The organism is uncultured Oscillibacter sp. (assembly GCF_947654275.1).
Lineage (GTDB): Bacteria > Bacillota > Clostridia > Oscillospirales > Oscillospiraceae > Oscillibacter.
On the sequence record NZ_CANTJS010000001.1, the window covers coordinates 141,826 to 159,708 of the forward strand.

Annotated in this window: 15 protein-coding genes; 9 read left to right on the forward strand and 6 right to left on the reverse strand. The window is 60.7% G+C overall.

Going from position 1 to position 17,883, the window contains the following annotated elements; genetic code table 11:
- Positions 1-9 precede the first annotated feature (9 nt).
- Together Q0063_RS00565 and Q0063_RS00570 are read right to left on the reverse strand one after the other, a co-directional pair.
- Positions 10-633, reverse strand: coding sequence for a class II aldolase/adducin family protein (locus Q0063_RS00565; RefSeq protein ID WP_297870012.1), 624 nt, complete (start codon positions 631-633; stop codon positions 10-12).
- 84 nt (positions 634-717) lie between these two features.
- Complete coding sequence (locus Q0063_RS00570; protein ID WP_297870013.1) at positions 718-1,398, reverse strand: GNAT family N-acetyltransferase; 681 nt, start codon at positions 1,396-1,398, stop codon at positions 718-720.
- 319 nt (positions 1,399-1,717) lie between these two features.
- Between Q0063_RS00570 and Q0063_RS00575 the strand changes: the two genes are divergently transcribed.
- Both Q0063_RS00575 and Q0063_RS00580 read left to right on the forward strand, forming a co-directional pair.
- Complete coding sequence (locus tag Q0063_RS00575; RefSeq protein WP_297870014.1) at positions 1,718-2,539, forward strand: purine-nucleoside phosphorylase; 822 nt, start codon at positions 1,718-1,720, stop codon at positions 2,537-2,539.
- Between the two features lie 17 nt (positions 2,540-2,556).
- On the forward strand, positions 2,557-3,849 hold the full coding sequence (locus Q0063_RS00580; RefSeq protein ID WP_297870015.1) for an amidohydrolase: 1,293 nt from the start codon (positions 2,557-2,559) through the stop codon (positions 3,847-3,849).
- Between the two features lie 503 nt (positions 3,850-4,352).
- Here the strand turns inward: Q0063_RS00580 and Q0063_RS00585 are convergent.
- Complete coding sequence (locus Q0063_RS00585; RefSeq protein ID WP_297870016.1) at positions 4,353-5,114, reverse strand: DeoR/GlpR family DNA-binding transcription regulator; 762 nt, start codon at positions 5,112-5,114, stop codon at positions 4,353-4,355.
- Between the two features lie 336 nt (positions 5,115-5,450).
- On the opposite strand from Q0063_RS00585, the gene Q0063_RS00590 reads away from it, so the two are divergent.
- From Q0063_RS00590 to Q0063_RS00620, 7 genes are all read left to right on the forward strand, one after another.
- The gene (locus Q0063_RS00590; protein WP_297870017.1) at positions 5,451-6,614 is read left to right on the forward strand and encodes an iron-containing alcohol dehydrogenase; all 1,164 of its coding nucleotides are present in this window, start codon (positions 5,451-5,453) and stop codon (positions 6,612-6,614) included.
- Positions 6,615-7,224: 610 nt separating this feature from the next.
- Positions 7,225-8,334, forward strand: coding sequence for a BMP family protein (locus Q0063_RS00595; RefSeq protein ID WP_297870018.1), 1,110 nt, complete (start codon positions 7,225-7,227; stop codon positions 8,332-8,334).
- 143 nt (positions 8,335-8,477) lie between these two features.
- Positions 8,478-9,980, forward strand: a complete 1,503-nt coding sequence (locus tag Q0063_RS00600) for an ABC transporter ATP-binding protein (protein WP_297870029.1) — start codon at positions 8,478-8,480, stop codon at positions 9,978-9,980.
- Positions 9,964-11,061: an ABC transporter permease gene (locus Q0063_RS00605; RefSeq protein WP_297870019.1), complete on the forward strand. Its 1,098-nt coding sequence runs from the start codon at positions 9,964-9,966 to the stop codon at positions 11,059-11,061. The genes Q0063_RS00600 and Q0063_RS00605 overlap by 17 nt, the downstream gene beginning before the upstream one ends.
- Complete coding sequence (locus tag Q0063_RS00610; RefSeq protein WP_297870020.1) at positions 11,058-11,954, forward strand: ABC transporter permease; 897 nt, start codon at positions 11,058-11,060, stop codon at positions 11,952-11,954. Before Q0063_RS00605 ends, Q0063_RS00610 begins: the two co-directional genes overlap by 4 nt.
- 86 nt (positions 11,955-12,040) lie before the next feature.
- Complete coding sequence (locus tag Q0063_RS00615) at positions 12,041-12,796, forward strand: nucleoside phosphorylase (protein WP_297870021.1); 756 nt, start codon at positions 12,041-12,043, stop codon at positions 12,794-12,796.
- A gap of 148 nt (positions 12,797-12,944) precedes the next feature.
- Positions 12,945-13,658 carry a hypothetical protein gene (locus Q0063_RS00620; RefSeq protein WP_297870022.1) on the forward strand — a complete coding sequence of 238 codons (714 nt, stop codon included), beginning with the start codon at positions 12,945-12,947 and terminating at the stop codon, positions 13,656-13,658.
- 229 nt (positions 13,659-13,887) lie between these two features.
- On the opposite strand, the gene spoIIR is transcribed toward Q0063_RS00620, so the two are convergent.
- From spoIIR to Q0063_RS00635, 3 genes are all read right to left on the reverse strand, one after another.
- On the reverse strand, positions 13,888-14,517 hold the full coding sequence (spoIIR, locus tag Q0063_RS00625) for a stage II sporulation protein R (protein WP_297870023.1): 630 nt from the start codon (positions 14,515-14,517) through the stop codon (positions 13,888-13,890).
- 76 nt (positions 14,518-14,593) lie between these two features.
- Complete coding sequence (locus Q0063_RS00630; protein WP_297870024.1) at positions 14,594-15,976, reverse strand: DUF1576 domain-containing protein; 1,383 nt, start codon at positions 15,974-15,976, stop codon at positions 14,594-14,596.
- Positions 15,977-16,166: 190 nt separating this feature from the next.
- Positions 16,167-16,970 carry a sensor histidine kinase KdpD gene (locus Q0063_RS00635; RefSeq protein WP_297870025.1) on the reverse strand — a complete coding sequence of 268 codons (804 nt, stop codon included), beginning with the start codon at positions 16,968-16,970 and terminating at the stop codon, positions 16,167-16,169.
- Positions 16,971-17,883: the final 913 nt, after the last annotated feature.

The window sequence follows — 17,883 nt, forward strand, 5'->3', positions numbered from 1 at the left end:
GTGTCCCCCTTACCCGTGTTTCATGGCGGCAATGTCCGCCTCGCTCATGGTGACAATGGGCCCGTTGGCCATGGCGATGGAGCAGATTTTGGCGGCGTCCTCGATGTAGACGGCCCGGATGTGGGCCTGCTCCAGGCTGGCCCCAATGGCCAGGACCCCGTGGTTTGCCAGCAGGCAGCCGGTCCGCTCCGCCAGGACCTTCACCGCCTCGTCTCCCACGGCCCGGGTGCCGGGAACGGCGAATTTGGCCAGAGGCACATCGCCCCCCAGGAAGGGGACCATTTCAATCAGAATGGTGGGGATGCCCCTGTTGTTCACAGCGAAGGCCGTGGCGTAGGGGGAATGGGTGTGGATAATCGCGCTCACCTCCGGCTTGGCCTGGTAAACGGCGGCGTGCATCCGCCACTCGGAGGAAGGACGGTAATTTCCCTCAAGAATCTCGCCGTCCAGCCGCAGGACCACCATATCCTCCGGGGTAATGGTCTCGTAGGGGACGGAGGTGGGGGTAATGACCATCACGTCCTGCTCTTTGTCGTACACGCTGAGGTTCCCGCTGGTGCCGGCAAACAGTTTCTCGGCGTAGGACTGTTTGGACCAGTCGCATACCGCCTGCCGCATTTCCTGAATCGTCATAGGCTGTGTGTCCTTTCTGTATTGATTGTACCCATTGGAATTTTGAGATTAAAGATATAAAGGGGGAAGAACCGCCGGGGGCCCTCAGCCCAGCCAGTACAGCGTCCGGCTGTCAAAGGTCAGGCCCAGCTTCTTCTGCAGGGCGGTGGAGGCGTCATTGCCGGGCTGGATGTGGCAGTAGGGCAGCAGGCCCCGCTCCAGCTGCCGCCGGATCAGCTCGCACTCCAGCACCTCCGCGATTCCCCGGCGGCGGAACTGGGGCAGGACCTCCAGAAGGCCCATGCTGCCCTCCTCATGGAAGCCGGCAAAGCCCGCCAGAGCCCCGTCCGCCACGGCCCCGGTCATGCCCTCGGCAATGCGGCGGCAGATGTGCTCCTCATAAGCGCCGGGATGGTGGTAGTTTTCCAGTACAAAGTCCATGTCCTCCATGGTCAGGGGCCGGAGGCTGACGCCGGGCCGGGAGACCCGGGGGGCCTCCTCCTTCAGATAGACAGCCTGGGCGCAGGGCATGATCTCCCGGTAGACTCCGGCCTCCGTCAGGGCCTTCACCGTGTCCTCATCATCGGTCAGAACCAGGAAACAGCCCCGCAGAGCCGGATGATCCGCGGCGGGACCGGCGGCGTAGCAGATATTGATTTCATCATGCTTCAGAACCAGGGCCGTTTCGTCGGCCCGCAAAATCCGAGCGCCCCGCCGGTAAAAGTCCAGCAGATAACTGTAGCGGACCGGGTCCCGGCGGGCCCACTCCAAAACTGTTTGCTCCATAGTGCCCCCCTCCGTCCCTTTTGTACAATTGTTGATTTTCGTTGTTTTCCTCCCCGGGAGGAAAACCCGCTGTTGACAGTACCAAAATAACATATCTTCCCGCACTTGTCCAGCTTTTTCGGAGAAAAACGGAAAAATCCGCTTTGCTTCGCCAGCGGCCTCCTGCCGTATCCCCCAAGAGGCTCTTTATTTTTTGACCATTTTGCGTTTATTATTGTGGGTTTCTGTCTAATTGACACAAAACTGGCCCTGTGTTACAATGATAAAAATTCCTGCGGCGGTGAAACTCCCCGCGGAGACAAAAGAGGAGGGCGTCCCCATGACCTATACCTATGAATACTTCCAGAAAAGCGCGGATTTCCTGAAAACCAAGGTGGATTACACCCCGGAAGTCGCCATTGTCCTGGGCTCCTGCCTGGGACCCTTCGCCCAGGCCATTGAGAACCCGGTGGAAATCGACTATGCCGACATCCCCAACTTCCTGGTCTCCACCGTGGAGTCCCACGCCGGAAAGCTCATCTTCGGTGAAATCGCGGGGAAAAAAGTGGTGTGCATGTCCGGCCGCTTCCACTCCTATGAGGGATACGCCTTTGAGCAGCTGGTGATCCCCGTCCGGGTCTTCAAGCTGCTGGGCGTGAAAACGGTGATTCTCACCAACGCCGCCGGCGCGGTGAACACCGGCTACCGCCCGGGAGACGTCATGATTATCTCCGATCATCTCAAGCTCACCGGGGACAGCCCCCTCCGGGGCCCCAATGTGGATGAGTTCGGCCCCCGCTTCTTCGACATCTCCCGGATGTATACCCCGGAGCTGCGGCAGCTGGCCCTGCGCTGCGCCGAGGACTCGCCCCTCCGGGTCCACGAGGGCGTCTATATGTTCTTCACCGGCCCCCAGTTTGAGACGCCGGCGGAAATCCGGGCCGCCCGGCTGCTGGGCGCCGACGCCGTGGGCATGTCCACCGTCACCGAGGCCCTCACCGCCGCCCACTGCGGGATGCCCCTGCTGGCCCTGTCCGTCATGACCAATATGGCCGCCGGCGTGCTGAACCGTCCCCTGACCGACGGCGAGGTAGGCGAGACCGCCCAGATGGTGGCCGGAGCCTTCAGCGACTACATGAAGAAAATCGTGGCCGCAATTTAAATAAAGGAGGAACCCGCGTGAAACTGCTTTTAAAGCACTGCGACATTCTGGCGGGAGAGGACTTCCGCTGTCTGAAAGACGCGTATCTGGGCATTGACGGGGATACCATCGACTATATCGGCACGGAACGGCCCCAGGCCGCCTACGAGCAGGAGAAGGACATGAGCGGGAAGCTGCTGCTGCCCGGCCTGATTAACTGCCACGGCCACACCGCCATGGTGCTCCTGCGGGGCATCGGCAGCGATCTGCCCCTTCAGGAATGGCTGTTTGAGAAGATGATGCCCGTGGAGGACCGCCTCACCGCTCAGGACATCAAGGCCGGCAACGCCCTGGCCCTGCTGGAGATGATTGCCACCGGCACCACCAGCTATTCCGACATGTATTTTGAAACCATGACCGCCGTGGAGAACGCGGCGGAGTCGGGAATCAAGGCCAACCTCTGCCGCCCCTGTCAGGCCTTTTCCAAAGAGGATTCCTACGCGCAGAACCGCCGGGCCGCGGAGTCCATCCAGCTCTTCAGGGACTGCCACGGCATGGAGAACGGACGCATCCGCATCGACTTCGCCATTCACGCCGAATATACCAATTTCCCCCATATCGTGGAAGCCTACAGCGCCGACTGCAAGGCCCTGGGCGGCCGGATGCAGGTCCACCTCTCCGAGACCGTCCGGGAGCACGAGGAATGTGTCGCCAAATACGGCAAGACCCCCGCCCGGTGGTTCTATGACCTGGGTACCTTCGACTCCCCCACCGCCGCCGCCCACTGCGTGGCCGTGACGGAGGAGGATTTGCAGCTGCTGCTGGAGAAGGGGGTCAGCCCCATCCATAATCCCTCCAGCAACATGAAGCTGGGCAGCGGCTTCGCCCCCATCCCCCGGATGCTGGACCTGGGGCTCAATGTGACCCTGGGCACCGACGGAGCCGCCAGCAACAACAACCTCAACCTGTTCGAGGAAATGCACTTGGCCTCCATCCTGCACAACGGTTTCACCCACGACCCCACATTGATGAAGCCCGCTCAGGTCCTGACCATGGCCACGCGGAACGGCGCGAAGCTCCAGGGCCGGGAGGACACCGGCGTGCTGGAAACCGGGAAGAAGGCGGATCTCATTGCCCTGGACCTCCAGCGGCCTCATCTCTATCCCAATCTGAATCCCCTGGCACTGGTGGCCTACGCCGCTCAGGGCAGCGACGTGGTTTTGACCATGGTGGACGGGAAAATTCTCTATGAAAACGGGGAATTTTTGACCCTGGACGCGGACAAAATCATGTACGAGGCCAAAGCCGCCGTGAAGCGTCTGTACGGCTGAGAGATACCGGCCCTGCCACAGGGACCGGCCCGCCCCGGAGCCGTTTCCGGCGATGAAATGCAGGCCGGGCTTCCGGCAGACGGGCCGGGGAATTCCTCCCCCGGCGCGGCGCAAAAATGAGGGCGCAGGAGTATTCGTTCACGCATTTTATCAGGAAGATAAGACGTAGGGGCGGGCCTCTGCGCCCGCCCCTGCTCCCAATTGTGCCGGGCTTCCGGCAGACGGGCCGGGACAGAGCCCGACCCCTACAGGACGCCGCCGCAAGGTGGGCGGAACCCACGGCACAGCGCAAAAATGAGGGTGCAACCGGCGGAAGCGCCCGGCTCCCAGCCGCGTGGAACAGGCCCCCGGAACCTCCAGGCCGAAACGTGGCACAAAAAAGAGGGGCAACTGTCGGGAACACCCAACCCCCAGCCGCGTGGGACATGCTCCCAATACCCTCCAGACCGAAACGCGGCGCAAAAAAGCCGGGGGAAAGTTCCCCGGCTTCCAAGAGAGTGCGATCAGGCGCCGTCCAGCACCTTGACCTGTTTTTCGTCAAACAGCCGCTGCCACTCGGCGTCCAGGGGCTGGTCGGTGATGATGCAGTCCAGCTGCTCCAGGGAGCAGACGGAGATAAAACCGGACTTGCCGAACTTGGTGTGATCTGCCAGCAGAATGGCGTGATCTGAGTTCTCAATCACCGTCTGCCGCACGTTGGCAACCGTCTCATAGGCGTCGTTGACGCCCCGGAGAGGATCAATGGCCCGGCAGGAGATAAACGCCTTGTCCATGCAGTGCTGCTGGAGGTAGCGGACGGTCTCCAGTCCGGTAAAGCCCTCGATGCCGCCGTGATAGGTGCCGCCGGTGCAGATCAGCTGAATATTGGTGCAGCCGGAGAGCTGACCAATCACCCGGTAGGAGTTGGTCACCACCGTCAGAGGCAGGTTCCGAATCTCGTCGCACAGGGCCAGGGCGGTGGTGGAGTGGTCGATGAAAATGCAGTCGTTGGGATAGATCATCCGGGCGGCCTGCTGGCAGATGGACTTTTTCTCGTCCACAAACAGCCCGCTTTTCAGCTGATTGGGCACCATGTTGGTCTTCCGGTCCTTGATGGTGGCCCCGCCATAGGAACGGAGCAGGAAGCCCTCCATCTCCAGAACCTCAAAATCCCGCCGGATGGTCTGACCGCTGACCTGAAACCGGCGGGCCATCTCCGCTACGGTGGCAGACTTATACTCCAGGAGATACTTTTTCAGCTTCTCCCGTCTCTGGGCAGTCATCATAGGCAGCTCACTCCTGTTCCGTTTCTGTCACTTTGACATAAAACGCCGCGTTTTCCGTCACATTCGGCGGCAGGGCCTCCCGATTCTCCAAAAACCGGAACACAAGCGGCCCGGCAGGTCCGGCGGAAAAACATCTGCGGTTCTCTCACTTTTGGCTCATTTTTTGCATATTATGTCACAAATATATTTCCCTGTCAATCCCGCAGGCCGGAATTCCCGTCAAATATCCGCAAATTTTTTCTTGAAACCGGCTGAATTTTTTGTTGAATATTGTTGCACTTCCTCAGTTTTTGTGAGCAATGTCCCGCTCCAGCGGAGAAAGAAAGGATGTTTTGAATGAAGAATTTTACCTATGCCATTACCACTGTGGTCCACTTCGGCAAGGGCCAGATTGAGAAGCTGGGGGCCGAGGTAGCCAGCCGCTCCAGCCGGGTGCTGATGGTCTACGGCGGCGGCAGCATCAAGCGCAACGGCGTCTATGACGGCGCCGCGGCCCAGCTCCGGGCCCACGGCGTGGAGTGGACGGAGCTGCCCGGCGTGGAGCCCAACCCCCGCATCAGCACCGTCCGGGAGGGCGTCCGCCTCTGCCGGGAGAAGGGCCTGGACGGCGTTCTGGCCCTGGGCGGCGGCAGCGTCATCGACTGCTCCAAGGCCATTGCCGCCGGCGCCCTCTACGACGGGGACCCCTGGGACTTCTCCGCCGGCAAGGCCGCGCCGGAGAAGGCCCTGCCCCTTTTCACCGTGCTGACCATGGCGGCCACGGGCTCCGAGATGGACAACATCGCCGTCATCTCCAATCCGGACAGCAACGAGAAGGAGGCCTTCGGCGCTCCCTGCTGCCTGCCTGCCGTGTCCATCCTGGACCCCAGCTACACCTGTTCCCTCCCGGCGTCCCAGACCGCCGCAGGCACCGCCGACATTATATCCCACACCCTGGAGAACTATTTCAGTCCCATTGAAACCAACTACCTGGCCGACAACATGGCGGAGGCCATTCTCCGGGCCTGCGTGCTGTACGGCCCCAGGGCCATTGAAGCCCCCGACGATTACGACGCCCAGGCCAACCTCATGTGGTGCGCCTCCTGGGCCATCAACGGCTTTTTGGACATGGGCAAGCCGGTGGGCTGGAGCGTTCACCGGATGGAACATGAGCTCTCCGCCTTCTACGACGTCACACACGGCGTGGGCCTGGCCATTCTGACGCCCAACTGGATGCGCTATGTCCTCAGCGAACAGACCGAGGCCCGGTTCGCCCGGTACGGCGAGGCGGTCTGGGGTCTGGACCGGGCGCTCCCCCAGCGGGAAAAGGCGGAGACCGCCATTCAGAAGACCCGTGAGTTCTTCAATTCCCTGGGTCTGCCCGCCACGCTGACGGAGGTGGGCATTGACAGCACGCACTTTGCCGAGATGGCCCGGAAGGCCCGGACCGCCAACTTCGACCGGACCTTCGTGCCTCTCAGCGTGGAGGACATTCAGGAAATCTATAAAATGAGCCTGTAAGAACCCGGATTCATGGCCGGAAAAGGCCGGACGGGGAAGTTCTCTTTAGAAATTCCGGCGGAAACAGAACAGACACAGCGGCGAAGGGACCCGAAAGGGTCCCTTTTCGCTTTCCCCGCAGCGGCCCCTTGAGGCCTCCAGAGCCTGCTGTCCCAGAGGCCGGGCGGCGTCCATGCGGAGAGGGTCGCCGCCGGTGAGAAGGGGCGGAATCCGGGCCGCGGGAGACGCTCACGCAGCCGCGCCGGTCCCCCGCCTGTCCGCCGCCCCTTTTCCAGTTCCTGCATATCTCCTGTGGAAAATTGTTGTTTTGAGCTTTTGCGCGTTTACTTTGGTCTATTTGTTGAAGCTTTCCTTGTCAATCCCAAGAAAAGTACCTTTCAAATTTCAACATTTCAACAAAACAGCACATGCGTCATTGTGCATTTGTGTTGAATATGAATTTGCCAATGAAAAAGAAATTGACAAGAGATTACACCTTGATTTATAATGCTTTACAGGTGCAGTGTTGGATTTTGTCACTTTTCCGTTCCCTGGAGGTTCCTGTGAAAAGCACCCATATCCCGCACGTCAGGCACAAATCGAACAAATCATAAACGATGGAGGATGTACAATGAAAAAGATTCTGGCTCTTGTTCTGGCTCTGACGCTGGCCATGTCTCTGGCCGCCTGCGGCGGCGGAAATTCCGGCGGCTCTCAGCCCTCAGGCGGTGACGCCCAGCAGTCCCAGCCCTCCGGCGGCGACCAGTCTTCCGGCGGCAGCGAGCTGCCCGGCGCCGGCATGAAAATCGGCCTGGTCTGCGACAAGATCGGCGTGAACCCCTTCCTGACCGAGATGGTGCGGGGTCTGAACGAGACCGCCGAGACCTATGGCTTCACTCCCACCGTGGTGGAGTGCGCCGACACCGCCGCCTTTGAGGACAACATCCGCGCCCTGGCGGCCGAGGGCTACGACATGATCATCGGCGGCGGCTGGGCCGCAGGCGACGGTCTGGACAAGATTGCCAAGGAGCTTCCCGACGCGTCCAACTATGTGCTGATTGACTCCGAGGTCGACAACGACAATGTCAAATGCATCTCCTACCGGGAGCAGGAAGGCGCCTACCTCATCGGTCTGCTGGCCGCCTATACCGTAGATGGCGAATCCCACATGTACGGCGGCGTTCACTGCAACGAGAGCTCCAGTTCCTGGAAGTGGCGCTGGGGCTATCAGGCGGGCATCCTGTCCGTGGACCCCGACGCTCAGTTCGTGTTCAACTACACCAATTCCTACTCCGACCCCGCCAAGGCCAAGGAGCTGGCCCTTCAGCAGTTTGAGCAGGGCTGCCTCTTCATCAACGGAGCCGCTGCCGCCGGCGACAGCGGCGTGTACGAGGCCGCCATTGAAAAGGGCTTCTACACCTCCGGCCAGGACATCGACGAAACCAATGCGGACAACCCCTATATTGTGTCCTCTCAGATCAAGGATACCTACTACACCATGAAAAACCTGATTGATGAGTTCTACAGCGGAAGCTACAGCAAGGCCGACAGCACCTGGGGCATTGCCGAGGGAACCATCGGCGCCGTGTATGTCACCCATGAATCCCCCAACCCCCGCAGCGAGCGCCTCACCGACGAGGAGATCGACAAAATCCGTGCCGTAGCGGAGCAGATCGGCTCCGGCGAGCTGGACTTCACCACCTTCCCCACGGAGGAAGAATTCAACGCGGGCAAAAAGTAAGTCTGCGGCTGACGGCACTTGACTCACAGTGTTCCGGCAGACGGGAAGAATACCCTCTTCCCGTCTGCTTTTTTACAAGGCGCTGGCAACAGCAGTGAGAAAACCCGGAAGGAAAGGACAGGTGAATCTCCTTGCTCTTGGAAATGAAGCATATCACCAAAGTGTACGGCTCCCTGTACGCCAACAATGACGTTCATCTCACCCTGGACAAGGGTGAGATCCTGGCGGTGGTGGGAGAAAACGGCGCAGGCAAATCCACACTGATGAAAATTCTCTATGGATTGGAGCAGCCCACCTCCGGCGAGATTTATCTCAACGGCCAGCTCCAGCATTTCCGTTCCCCCCATGACGCCATCAACCAGAAAATCGGCATGGTTCAGCAGCACTTCATGCTTCTGAACCCCTGCACGGTGGCGGAGAACATCGTCTACGGCCGGGAGCCCAGAAAGGGCCTCTTCTTTGACCGGGAGGAGGCTGTCCGGGTCACCGAGGCCCTTTGTGAGAAGTACGGCCTCCACATCGACCCCCGCCGCCTTGTGGGGGACTGTCCCGTGGGTCTTCAGCAGCGGGTGGAGATTTTAAAGGTCCTCTATCAGGACGCGGACATCATCATCTTCGACGAGCCCTCCGCCGTGCTGACGCCCCAGGAGGTAAACGAGCTGCTGCGGACCATGCGGAAGCTGGCGGAGATGGGCAAGAGCCTCATCATCATCACCCACAAGCTCCATGAGGTCATGGCGGTGGCGGACCGGGTGATGGTCATGCGCCTGGGCAGGTACATCCAGGAAATGCCCAAGGCAGAGACCAGCATTGAAGAGATGTCCTATCTCATGGTGGGCCGCCGCATCGTGGAGCGGCAGGTCCCGCCCCGGAAGCCCACCGGCACGGTGCTGGACGTGCAGGACCTGGTTCTGGCGGGCAGCGAGGCCAAGAACATTCTGGACCATTTCAGCATCCATGTGGACGGCGGCGAAATCGTGGGCATCGCCGGCGTCTCCGGCAACGGCCAGTCGGAGCTGATTCAGTGCCTCACCGGCCTGCTCCAGCCCACCTCCGGCAAGGTGATGCTGAAGGGGCAGGATGTGGCCGGAAAAACCGTGGGCGAAATCCGGACGGCGGGCTGCGCCTGCATCCCCGAGGACCGCTACCTCTGGGGCTGCGCCGCCAAAGCCAGCCTGACGGAGACCGCCATCATGGCCCACCAGCGCAGTTCCAAGATATCCAGAAAGGGGCTGCTGAACAACAAGGGGGCCCGGGACTTCACACAGTCCCTGCTGGAGGGATACGACGTGCGCAACAGCGGCCAGACCCAAAAGGCCGGGGAGCTCTCCGGCGGCAATATCCAGAAGCTCATTGTAGCCCGGGAGATTGAGCAGCACTCTCCGCTGCTGATTGCCGCGGAGCCCACCCGGGGCGTGGACATCGGCGCCATGGAGTTCATTCACAACAAGCTTCTGGAAAAGCGGGAACAGGGCGACGCGGTTCTGCTGATTTCCTCGGAGCTGACGGAGATCATGTCCCTGTCGGACCGCATTTATGTAATCTACGAGGGCCGCGCCGTGGGCGAGTTCCACAAGGCAGACGCCACAGAAGAGGGTCTGGGTATTCTGATGATGGGAGGAAAGCTGAATGAAGCAGTCTCATAATGCCAAGGAGCTTGGCCCGCGGCTGTGGCGGTCCCTGCGCCAGCCGCTGATCGCCGTCGCGTTCGGCCTGCTGGTGGGCGCGCTGGTCATTCTGGCCTGCGGCCAGAACCCCATTGCGGTGTACATCGAGATGTTCAACAAGTCTTTCTTTACGCCTTATTACCTCTTTTCCACCCTCACCCGGGCCACGCCCATCATCATCTGCGCCATGGCCACCGGCATGGCCTGGCGGGCGGGCTACATCAACATCGGCGTGGAGGGCCAGATGGTCACCGGCACCTTTGTGGCAACGGTATGCGCCCTGTTTATCCCCGGCCCGCCGATTCTGGCGGGGCTGCTGGCCTGGATTGCCGGCATGATCGCCGGCGCGCTGTACGCCCTGCTGCCCGCCGTTCTGACCTGGAAGTTTCAGGTCAGCATGGTCATCACCAGCCTGATGCTGAACTATGTGGCCAATTACATCACCAGCTATTTCGTCACCTATCCCCTGAAGGACACCGCCGGTGACGGCCTGGCCCTTCAAACCCCGGAAATCCACGAGCTGATGCGCCTGCCCCGGCTGTCCACCACCAGCACCTTCAACGCCGGTTTCCTCATCGCGGTGGCGGTGATGATTTTCATGGTCTTCATCACCACGCGGACGGTGTTCGGCTATGAGTCCAAGATGGGCGGCTTCAACCCCTCCTTTGCCCGCTACGGCGGCACAAAGCAGGTGAAGGTCATGATTATTACCATGGCCCTCTCCGGCGCCATCGCCTCCATCGCCGGTACCGCCGAGGTCTTCGGCCTCAAGTACCGCTACGCGGACGGTATGCTCTCCTCCACCAGCTACGCCTGGACCGGCCTCATGGCGGCCCTGATTGCGGACCTGAATCCGGTGGGAATGTTCTTTGTGTCCATCTTCCTCTCCGGCCTCCAGATCGGCGGCAGCGCCATTCAGCGGTCCCTGGGCATTCCCCTGGAGATTGCCACCATTATTCAGTGCTGCATTACGCTCTTTGTGTCCGTGAAGCTGATCTTTAAGGTCCGGCAGAAAAAGCCGGTCAGGGACGACGTAAAGGAAGGAGGGGCACAGGCATGAGTTCCGCTTATATCGCTTCCATCATCAACTCCACACTCCGCTCCACCACGCCGATTCTGCTGGCGGCGCTGGGCAGCGCCATCTGCAGCCGGGTAGGCGTGTTCAATGTGGCGCTGGAGGCTCAGATGCTGATTGGCTGCTTCTTTTCCATCGCTGTCAACTATGCCACCGGCAGTCTGCTGCTGGCTGTGGGCGCAGGCATTCTCTCCGGCGCTCTGGTGGGTCTGGTGGTGGCCCTGCTTCAGGTGAAGTACAAGGCCGCCGACATGGTCATCGGTACGTCGCTGAACCTGCTGGTCCAGGGCGGAACCACGTTTTTGCTCTATCTTCTGTTCGGGCTCCGGGGCGTGCTGAACGACCCGAAGCTGGTGCCTCTGTACAAAATCAATCTCCCTGTCATCCGGGACATCCCCTTCCTGGGGCGGGTGCTGGAAAACCTGACCATCCTGGACTATATCTGTTATGTTGTCGCCGCCCTGCTGTTCGTCTGGCTGTTCAAGACCGTGTCCGGCTTTCACATCCTGTCCGTGGGCATCAATAAGGCGGCGGCGGAAAGCCTGGGCACCAAGGCCACCCGGATTCAGATGCAGATGGTGATCCTCTCCGGAGCCCTCTGCGGTCTGGGCGGCACCGCCCTGAGCATGGGCCAGGTAACCATGTTCACGGAAAACATGACCTCCGGCCGGGGCTTCATCGCCATGGCCGCGGCCAGCCTGGGCATGTCTCATCCCCTGCTGACCATTTTCTCCAGCCTGTTCTTCGGCCTCTGCCAGGGCATTGGCCTGGCGCTTCAAAACGTCATTAAGAGCCAGCTGACCATGACCCTGCCCTATGTGGCCACCATCGTGGCGCTGGTGCTGTTCAGCCGCCGGTCCGCCAGGCGTCAGGCTTAACCGAACCGCCCGGGAAAGGGACCCGGTCCCTCTCCCGGGCTTCCGTCTGTCTGGCATTACAAATCTTTTCATCAGGAGGCTTTTCCATGTCCACAGCAACTGAAAAGGTACTGCTCCCCTGCATCCACGTGGCGGAGGGCGACATCCCTCCCCGGGTTCTGGTCTGCGGAGACCCCGCCCGGGCGGAGCGCATTTCCCGGCGCTTTGAAAACCCGGTGTGTCTGGCACAAAACCGGGAATACTGGACCTATTCCGGCGTCTATCAGGGGGTTCCGGTGGCGGTGACCTCCCACGGCGTGGGCTGCGGCGGCGCGGCCATCGCCTTCGAGAGCCTCTGGCGGGCCGGGGCCAGGGCGGTGATTCGGGTGGGCACCTGCGGCGGCATGCAGCCGGAGGTCACCGCCGGCAGTCTGGTGATTGCCACCGCCGCCTGCCGGGAGGAGGGCGTCACGGAAAAAATGATTCCCCTGTCCTACCCCGCCGTCTCTGACGGTGAAACAGTGGCCGCCCTGAGCCAGGCGGCCCGGGACCGGGGCATAGCCGTCCACAAGGGCATCGTTCTGACCCAGGCGCTGTTTTACCCCGGCTTCCTGGAATCCACCGTGAAGCTCTATGCCAGGGCCGGCGTCAAGGCCATGGAAAACGAAGCGGCAAGTCTTCTGGTGGTGTCCTCCCTTCACGGCGTGAAGGCCGGGGCCATTCTGGCGGTGGACGCCCCTGCCTTTGAGCTGGTGGGCGTGGACGGCTACAGCCAGACCGCCGGCGGCGCCAATGTGGCCCAGGCGGTGGAGGACGGGATTGACATCGCCCTGGACGCCCTGATTCGGATTCCCCTGAGCTGATTTGCGAATACTGGCAGAGTGCCGGAGTCCGGCATTCTGCCGGTTTTTTTGGAAAAACCTACAAAATTTCCCCTGCGCCTCTTTTCCCGGCTCCTCTGCCGGACGATATGACATATGAACTGTATTTTATCTGAAAGGGGGCATGATGATGTCCGGCATCAGCAGCGGCGTTTCGCCCTGGACGGCGGCATCCGGCGCGGGGACGCAGAGCCCGGCGAAGAAGGAGACATCCGGCAGCTCGTCCCTGGACCTCTATGAGATGATGAAGGACGCCCGGGAGCAGGCGGAGGCCGCCCGGGAGAAATTCCAGGGCCTGAAAAAGGGCAGCACCCGCTATGGAGACGCCCCCATTGAGGCCTATGCCCGTCTGGCCCGGGCCCGCCGACCGGCGGACGTCAACGCCGCCGCGGGCTATGCCCGGCGGCAGATCGCCCGGCTGAAGGCGGCGAAGCGGACCGACCCGGACAACGCCAGGCGCATCCAGGCTGCCATCAACCAGCTCCAGAAGGCTGTGAACCGGGCGGGAAAGAAAAAACAGGAGCTGAACCGGGAGCGGGCGGCGGAAATCCGCCAGAAAAAGCTGGCCCAGGAGCAGAGGACCCGGGAAGCCCGGCGCCAGCGCCAGGAGCTCCGCCGGAAGCAGGCCGCCCGGATGATTCGGGAATCCGGCTATATCCGGGAGGCGGAGATTGACAACCGGATGCAGACCCATATTTCCTCCGTACAGATGGAGCTGCGGAAGCAGGCCCAGGACCTGGCTTCCAGCCTCCACCCCCCGGTGGAGACCGCTGCCCGGCAGTATGCCGCCGCCGCCGCGCCTCTTCCGCCGGACACAGGCGGGGAAATCAGCCTGGAGGCATAAGGGAAAAGCGAAAAAGCAAAAAAGCAAAAAACGAAAAAACGAAAATTGGAACAAGAAAACCCTGGAGCGCCTTGCGGCATTCCGGGGTTTTCTGTTTCGATTTACGGGCAGGCGGCTCATATTAGAATCCATTCAAAAGCTTTCAAAAGCTTTTGATAGCGCCGAAAGCGCGTTGGATTCTTATGAGACGTGTTTTGCGCCATTCCGGCGCAAAACGGAAACGCAGAATTCAGTCCCACTTCTCCCGCAGGCTCTGCCAGAATTCCACCGCCTTGCTCTTCAGCACATAGCCCTCGGACTCGGTGATCAGGCCCACCTGGTCCTCCGTCAGTCCCGCCGCCAGGGCGGCGGCAGGCACATCCCCCGAGGCGGCGGTGCAGAGAGGCGGAAACACCACGCACCACCAGTTCCGGCCGGCTCCCTGGCCGATTACTATGCGGAGGGCCAGATAGTTTCCGGCGGGCAGGGTAAAGCTCTCATACTCCCGGGTGGGAAAGGCCATGTCCGTCAGCTGGGCGGACACATCATAATCATAGCCGTTGGCGGCAATTGTTTCCCGGGCCGTCTGCTCCAGGGCCGGAAGCTGCCCTGCCAGGCGCTCTTCCGCCTCGGTCCGGCTGGAGGACTGCCGCAGAATGTCCTCCGCCTGGGCCAGCACCGCGTCCCGGACCAGCAGCTTCAGGGCCTGGTCCTCCTCGCTGTCGGAATTGGCCAGCACGTGAAGCCGGACCACCCGGTCCGCCAGCTGGTCCCCGGTCTGGAGCGCCAGGGCTCCCGAGGCCAGGAACACCGCCAGGCCGGTCATCAGCGCGATTTCAAAAAGCCTCAGCCGCCTGGCGGCCCTTTCCTGCATCAGCATAAAACAGTCCATCCTCTCCCGGCCCGTCAGGGCCCCTTTGGAACAAGGATGGACTGTTTTTTCCGTTTTTATACAGCTACGTGGCAGAAGAATCCTCCGGCGGCCCGGAGGCCCGTGCGGCTTCGTCCGCCGCCTTCCGGCTGGTTCGCCAGGAGGACGTGTCGATGGGGGCGCTCTCCTCAAACTGGTCGTAATAATCCTGGTTCTGAATCTCCGGACGGCGGTGCCGGGCAATGGCGATGATGGTGGGATAGAGTACAATGGCAATCAAACCGCCGGAAAAGCCGTTGTTGTAGAGGTTCAGACCCGCCACCGGGCCGCCGGTCTCCAGCACCAGACAGGAGTGGATAAACCCGGCCAGAATGCCGTAGGGCCAGCCGAAATAGCCGGAAATCGGGGCCAGGCAGGTGCCGAAGAGACCCGCCAGCTGGAGGGACGGGGTATTCGGTGTGTAGTGCATTCCATAGGCCCCCAGAAACACCCCCAGCATCACCGGGGTAATGTTGAAGGGGTGCTTGCCGAAGGCGGAGAATCCCATGATGGTAAAGATGCCGCCGATGGTGGGCCCGTTGAGATCTCCCCCCACCAGCAGGACATACGCCGTGCCGATGAGGCCGTTGACGCCGATGTTCACCAGCACCGGGCCGTAGCCGAACATCCGGAGGTAGTCGCTGGGAGCCCGGCCGGTGGTGGAGAGCAGGCGGCGGCAGCCCGCCCAGACGGCCCAGGCCGGCTGGCCTACGCCGAAGAAGCCCATCAGAACGGAGATGGTGCACAGCAGGCCCAGCACCGTGGCAAAGCCCCGGTTATAGCCCTGGGCCCAGTAGAGCACCGCATCGGGAGTATCACCGAAGGCGCTGAGGATGGGCACAATCATCATGGCGAACAGGCCGCAGGCAAAGCCCATATTATAGAGATTCATGCCGTTTTGGATTTTATAGGTATACGTGGAGAGGGAGGGCAGAATGAACCCTATGACCACCCCTGTCAACAGCCCCAGAGGCAGGCTGGCGTGAACGCTGCCCAGGGCCATATAGCTCACCAGGGGGGCCAGAGAGGTGGCCAGCAGCGCCACGGAGGCGTGTTTGGAGAAGGGCTCCTTCTGATAGCGGGCATAGAGCCAGGTGCCCAGAATGATGGGCCAGATGTTGAGGAAGTTCTTTCCGAACAGGGAGAAGCCTGCCATCAGACCCATTTCCACAATGGTGAAGCCATTGAAGGGGTCGCCGGAAATCTTAATCAGGAAAATGGAAATGGCTGTGACGATGCCCGCGTTCATCAGGGCCGCGCCGGGGCCGCCAATCAGGACATAGTCCGTAATCAAAAGGTCCTGCATGGTGACGATGTGCCACAGGCCCCGAAGAATATCCATCGGCGCTTCCATAAACAGGCCCAGGAACATCAGTCCTCCGGAGAATATCAGAGTTGCCGGGAAAATGGCATGATAGCGTTTCTGCATGGACCCTCCCTTATCAATTCACAGCGGTATGCGTCAGCAGACGGAACCTGGTCCTTGTTTGCCTTCGCTCTTATCAGCTCTTATTATACCGGAACCGGCGCCGCCGCGCAACCCCGCTCCTTTGGTCTTTTTCCGCTCCGCTTTTCAGCGCCGGAATTTTCCCGCCTGCTTCCCGGCCTGCGCGCTTCCCTCACTGGTTTCGGAGCAGAAACGCCCTGGTGGGCAGGGCGTCCGCCAGCCCCAGGAGACTGCGGTTGAAGCCGCCGCTGTAGTCAAAGGCGTTGTCGGACAGAACGGGCACATCCCCGCACAGGCGGTCCGGAATGGAGAGCACGAAGCGGCTGCCTCGGGAAACGGCCTGGTCCAGATACAGAACGCCGCCGAGGCCCCTGGCAATCCGCTGGCTCAGCGCCAGACCCAGGCCCATGCCAAAGGGCGTGGGCGCGCTGCTGGGGCAGGGGCGGAACAGAAACAGCCGGCGTTCCTTCGGAATCCCGGGGCCGGTATCCGCCACGGACAGAAGCACCCTTCCCTTTATGCGGCTGAGCTCCACCGTAATCATGCCCCCGGCAGGGGTAAATTTGAAGGCGTTGGACAGAAGGTGGAACATCAGGCGCTCCAGCGCATCCGGGCTGCAGGCGCAGATGTGGCTCTCCATGGGGCAGAGGAGCCGGGTATTCAGGCCCCGCAGAGCGGCCAGGGACGTGGTCTTTTCAAAAAGCTCCTCCACCAGCCTGGCAATGTCGATATCCTGAAGGGGATAGGGCCTGTCGCTGTCCAGGCTCCCTACGTCCTCCAGATTGTTCACCAGTCGCAGCATCTGATAATAGCTCTGGTCCACCAGAGCGGCTTTGGCGTCCAAATCGGGATCTGTTTCCCGGTCGGCGGCAGGGGCCAGGCGCTTGGCCGCCAGATAAAGACTGCCCAGGCTATTCCGAAGCTGCGCGGCGGCATTGGGCAGAATTGATGAAAAATCATTTGATTCCAGATCCATAACAGGAAGCTCCTTTCCAGGGGAAACATCTGAACAAGGCCCTGCTTAAAATCTGTGAAAAAGATGCCGCAATGCGGCGCTCATCTCTTTTCAAGCGGATTTCAGGCAAAAAGCGGGCGGATGCAGGGCGGGACCGCCGTCCTTTGGACGGACGCTCCCAAGGAATCCCCGGACCGCCGAACGTCTCTCATTTGCTGCTTTAGCATATGCGGCAGGGTTTCCATCCACCCGAGGAAAACCCTGCCTTTCCAGTTAACATCATAACAAACTCCAGGCGGAAAGACAAGTTGTTTGTCGAATTTTGTCGAAATTTATCGAAGCAGTCTGGGCGCTTCCAGATATTCCCGCCGGTCCGGTCAAAGGGAGCGGCGGCGTTCCCCTCATACTAGAATCCATTCAAAAGCTTTCAAAAGCTTTTTATAGCGCTGAAAGCGCGTTGGATTCTTATGAGACGTGTTTTGCGCCATTCCGGCGCAAAACGGAAACGCAGAGTGCGGTTCTGTTTCAAATAAAACGAAATCGTTTTATTTGAAATGAGTATCAGCCCTTTCCTGGGCAAATATGGAAAAACACCCGTCGGAGCCCTGTTCAGGGCCTGACGGGCAATGAAATTCTTCCCATGGACCAGCAAAAAAAGCTGAACAGAATCCCATGGATTCTGTTCAGTCACCGGCAGCGCAGCAGGCGCCGCGCACACGTTTAACGTTTTGAGCGCAGCAGACCGTCAAACCGCCCCAAAAGGGGGGTTGTTTCGACCTATATGAACAGGTTTGATTCGGTTACCTGCCCCGGCTCCGGCCCCGGTTTCGATGGGGCAGCGTGATTTTCAACGGTTTTTCGCGTTCGCTCCGCTCCTTCTTTTCGCGTTCGCTCCGCTCCTTCTTTTCGCGTTCGCTCCGCTCCTTCTTTTCGC

Coding starts and splice junctions, on each gene's coding strand:
- Q0063_RS00565 (WP_297870012.1), bottom strand. CDS start 633: ATGACGATTCAGGAAATGCGGCAGGCGGTATGCGACTGGTCCAAACAG.
- Q0063_RS00570 (WP_297870013.1), bottom strand. CDS start 1,398: ATGGAGCAAACAGTTTTGGAGTGGGCCCGCCGGGACCCGGTCCGCTAC.
- Q0063_RS00575 (WP_297870014.1), top strand. CDS start 1,718: ATGACCTATACCTATGAATACTTCCAGAAAAGCGCGGATTTCCTGAAA.
- Q0063_RS00585 (WP_297870016.1), bottom strand. CDS start 5,114: ATGATGACTGCCCAGAGACGGGAGAAGCTGAAAAAGTATCTCCTGGAG.
- Q0063_RS00590 (WP_297870017.1), top strand. CDS start 5,451: ATGAAGAATTTTACCTATGCCATTACCACTGTGGTCCACTTCGGCAAG.
- Q0063_RS00595 (WP_297870018.1), top strand. CDS start 7,225: ATGAAAAAGATTCTGGCTCTTGTTCTGGCTCTGACGCTGGCCATGTCT.
- Q0063_RS00600 (WP_297870029.1), top strand. CDS start 8,478: ATGAAGCATATCACCAAAGTGTACGGCTCCCTGTACGCCAACAATGAC.
- Q0063_RS00605 (WP_297870019.1), top strand. CDS start 9,964: ATGAAGCAGTCTCATAATGCCAAGGAGCTTGGCCCGCGGCTGTGGCGG.
- Q0063_RS00610 (WP_297870020.1), top strand. CDS start 11,058: ATGAGTTCCGCTTATATCGCTTCCATCATCAACTCCACACTCCGCTCC.
- Q0063_RS00615 (WP_297870021.1), top strand. CDS start 12,041: ATGTCCACAGCAACTGAAAAGGTACTGCTCCCCTGCATCCACGTGGCG.
- Q0063_RS00620 (WP_297870022.1), top strand. CDS start 12,945: ATGTCCGGCATCAGCAGCGGCGTTTCGCCCTGGACGGCGGCATCCGGC.
- spoIIR (WP_297870023.1), bottom strand. CDS start 14,517: ATGCTGATGCAGGAAAGGGCCGCCAGGCGGCTGAGGCTTTTTGAAATC.
- Q0063_RS00630 (WP_297870024.1), bottom strand. CDS start 15,976: ATGCAGAAACGCTATCATGCCATTTTCCCGGCAACTCTGATATTCTCC.
- Q0063_RS00635 (WP_297870025.1), bottom strand. CDS start 16,970: ATGGATCTGGAATCAAATGATTTTTCATCAATTCTGCCCAATGCCGCC.